2 protein-coding genes are annotated in these 3161 nt (G+C 75.5%); both read left to right on the top strand.

The window, feature by feature from the left end:
- Window positions 1–59 precede the first annotated feature (59 nt).
- The gene (locus tag HUW36_RS29295) at window positions 60–2345 is read left to right on the top strand and encodes a glycosyltransferase family 39 protein (RefSeq protein WP_246248383.1); all 2286 of its coding nucleotides are present in this window, start codon (window positions 60–62) and stop codon (window positions 2343–2345) included.
- A 3-nt stretch (window positions 2346–2348) separates the two neighbouring features.
- Window positions 2349–3161 (top strand): dolichyl-phosphate beta-glucosyltransferase (locus HUW36_RS29290; RefSeq protein WP_174531074.1); only part of this gene is annotated, 813 nt, incomplete at its 3' end.

Genomic DNA, 3161 nt, shown 5'->3' with positions numbered 1-3161 from the left:
CCCCGGCGGACCCGCCGGCCGGTCCGCCGGGTCGCGAGCCGCGGTGGGTCCGCCCGGCGCTGCTCGGCCTGCTGGCCGCCACCGGGTTGCTCTACCTGTGGGGACTCGGCGCCTCCGGCTGGGGCAACGCGTTCTACTCCGCCGCCGTGCAGGCCGGCTCGCAGAGCTGGGAGGCGTTCTTCTTCGGCTCCTCGGACGCGGCCAACTCGATCACCGTCGACAAGACCCCGGCGTCGCTCTGGCTGATGGCGCTCACCGTGCGCCTGTTCGGCCTGAGCAGCTGGTCGATCCTGGTGCCGCAGGCACTTCTCGGCGTCGCCTCGGTCGGGGTGCTGTACGCCGCGGTCCGCCGCTGGTACGGCCCGACGGCCGGCCTGCTCGCCGGCGCGGTGCTCGCGCTCACGCCGGTGGCCACGCTGATGTTCCGGTTCAACAACCCGGACGCGCTGCTGGTGTTCCTGCTGGTCGCCGCCGCGTACGCGACGGTGCGGGCGGTGGAGACGGCGAGCGCGCGGTGGCTCGCGCTGACCGGCACGCTCGTCGGTCTCGGCTTCCTGACCAAGATGCTCCAGGCGTTCCTGGTGATCCCGGTCTTCGCCGGGGTCTACCTGCTATCCGCACCGACCGGGCCCGGCCGGCGGATCCGGCACCTGCTGCTGGCCGGGCTGGCCGTGGTGGTCTCCGCCGGCTGGTGGGTGGCGATCGTGGAGCTGGTGCCGGCAAGCGCACGTCCCTACATCGGTGGCTCGCAGAACAACAGCATCCTGGAGCTGACGCTCGGCTACAACGGACTGGGCCGGATCACCGGTGACGAGGTGGGCAGTGTCGGTGGGGGAGCGCGGCCGGGCGGCGGGGGCGGCGGACCGTTCTCCGGCCAGGCCGGCCTGCTGCGGATGTTCGACACCGAGGTCGGCGGTCAGATCTCCTGGCTGCTCCCGGCCGCGCTGATCCTGCTGGTCGCCGGCCTCTGGCTGGCCGGGCGCGCGCCGCGTACCGACCGGACCCGGGCCGGCCTGCTGCTCTGGGGTGGCTGGCTGCTGGTCACCGGGCTGATCTTCAGCTTCATGTCCGGGATCTTCCACGCCTACTACACCGTCGCCCTGGCCCCTGCCGTCGGCGCGCTCGTCGGCATCGGAACCACCCTGCTCTGGCGGGCCCGCAGCGCACCGGTTCCCACCCCGATCCCACCGGTGGCCGTCGCCCCGACCGGCCCGGTCCCGCCGGCCGGCGTCCCCTCGTCCCCGCCGGCACCCGTCGGGCGGCGTCGACCGCTGGGCGCGTTCGCCGGCCGGTGGCGCGGCCTGGTCGCCACGCTGTTCCTGTCCGGCACCATGGCGGTGACCGCCTGGTGGTCGTGGCACCTGCTCGGGCGCAGCCCGGAGTGGCACCCCTGGCTGCGTCCCACCGTGCTGGCCGCCGGCCTGGCCGTGGCGGCCCTCCTCCTGCTGCTCTTCCTCCTCCCGCGCACCACCCCCGTGGCCGGGGAGCCGGCGTCGGGCGACCGGGCCGGAGCGGACGCGTCCCCCTCGGCCACCCCGGCTCGGCGCGGGGGGCGCGCGGGACGGTGGCTCGGTGCGGTGGTGGTGGGGCTCGGGCTGGCGGTGGGGGTGGCCGGGCCGGCGGCGTACGCGCTGCAGACGGCAGGCACCCCGCACACCGGCGCGATCCCGAGCGCCGGTCCGGCCGTGGCCGGCGGCTTCGGGCCCGGCGGTCGGGGCGGCTTCCCCGGCTTCCCGGGCGGCGGCAGCGGCGAGTTTCCGGGCTTCCCGGGCGGTGGCACGGGCCAGTTCCCGGGCTTTCCCGGCGGCGGCACCGGTGCGCTCCCTGGCCTCCCGGGAGGCCAGGACGGCGGGTCGAACGGGACGGGCGCCTTCCCGGGCTTCCCGGGCGGCGGCCAACTGCCGGCGATGCCCGGCGGCCGTAACGGCGGCACCGGTCCGGACGGCGGGGGCCGGGGGCAGCGCGGCGGCGGCATGGGTGGGCTGCTCGACGCCCGCGAGCCGAGCGCCGAGATGACGGCGCTGCTGAAGGCCGACGCGGACGACTACACCTGGGTGGCCGCCACGATCGGCTCGAACAACGCCTCCGGCTACCAGCTCGCCACCGGTGAGCCGGTGATGCCGATCGGCGGCTTCAACGGCAGCGACCCGTCGCCGACGCTGGCCCAGTTCCAGAAGTACGTCGCCGACGGACGCGTCCACTACTTCATCGGCGGCGGCGGGTTCCCGGCCAACGGTGGCAGCGACACCTCGGGCGAGATCGCCACCTGGGTCGCGCAGACGTTCACCGCCACCACCGTCGACGGCGTCACCGTCTACGACCTGAGCAGCGGAAGGCAGGGCTGAGCGATGACCTTCACGCAGGAGCCCCGGGCCGCCGTCCGGGCCCGGCCCACCGCCGAGGGCGCCGTGCTGGACGTGGTGGTCCCGGTCTACAACGAGGAGGCCGACCTCGGCCCCTGTGTCCGACGGCTGCACGCGCACCTGAGCGCGCACTTCCCGTACCCGTTCCGGATCACGGTGGCCGACAACGCCAGCGTGGACGGCACCCGGGCGGTCGCCGAGGCGCTCGCCGCCGAACTGCCCGGGGTGGAGGTGGTGCACCTGGCGGAGAAGGGGCGGGGGCGGGCGCTGCGCGCCGCCTGGTCCGCCTCGCCGGCGCCGGTGCTCGCGTACATGGACGTGGACCTCTCCACCGACCTGGCCGCGTTGCTGCCGCTCGTGGCGCCGCTCATCTCCGGTCACTCCGACCTGGCCATCGGCACCCGGCTGGCGCGTACCAGCCGGGTGGTCCGGGGCACCAAGCGTGAGGTGATCTCCCGGGGCTACAACCTGCTGCTGCGCGGCACGCTCGCGGTGCGCTTCTCCGACGCGCAGTGCGGGTTCAAGGCGATCCGCGCCGACGTGGCGGCCGAGCTGCTGCCGCTGGTACGGGACACCGGTTGGTTCTTCGACACCGAACTGCTGGTCCTGGCCCAGCGCGCCGGGCTGCGCATCCACGAGGTGCCGGTGGACTGGGTGGACGACCCGGACAGCCGGGTCGACATCGTCGCCACCGCGCTGGCCGACCTGCGGGGGATCGGGCGGCTGGCCCGGGCGCTGCTCACCGGCGCGTTGCCCCTGCCCCGGCTGCGCGCCCAGCTCGGGCGGGCCCCGCTGTCC

The organism is Micromonospora maritima (assembly GCF_902825405.1).
GTDB lineage: Bacteria > Actinomycetota > Actinomycetes > Mycobacteriales > Micromonosporaceae > Micromonospora > Micromonospora maritima.
The sequence above is the reverse complement of the archived record's forward strand: the minus strand, read 5'-3'. Positions and strand labels throughout refer to the sequence as shown.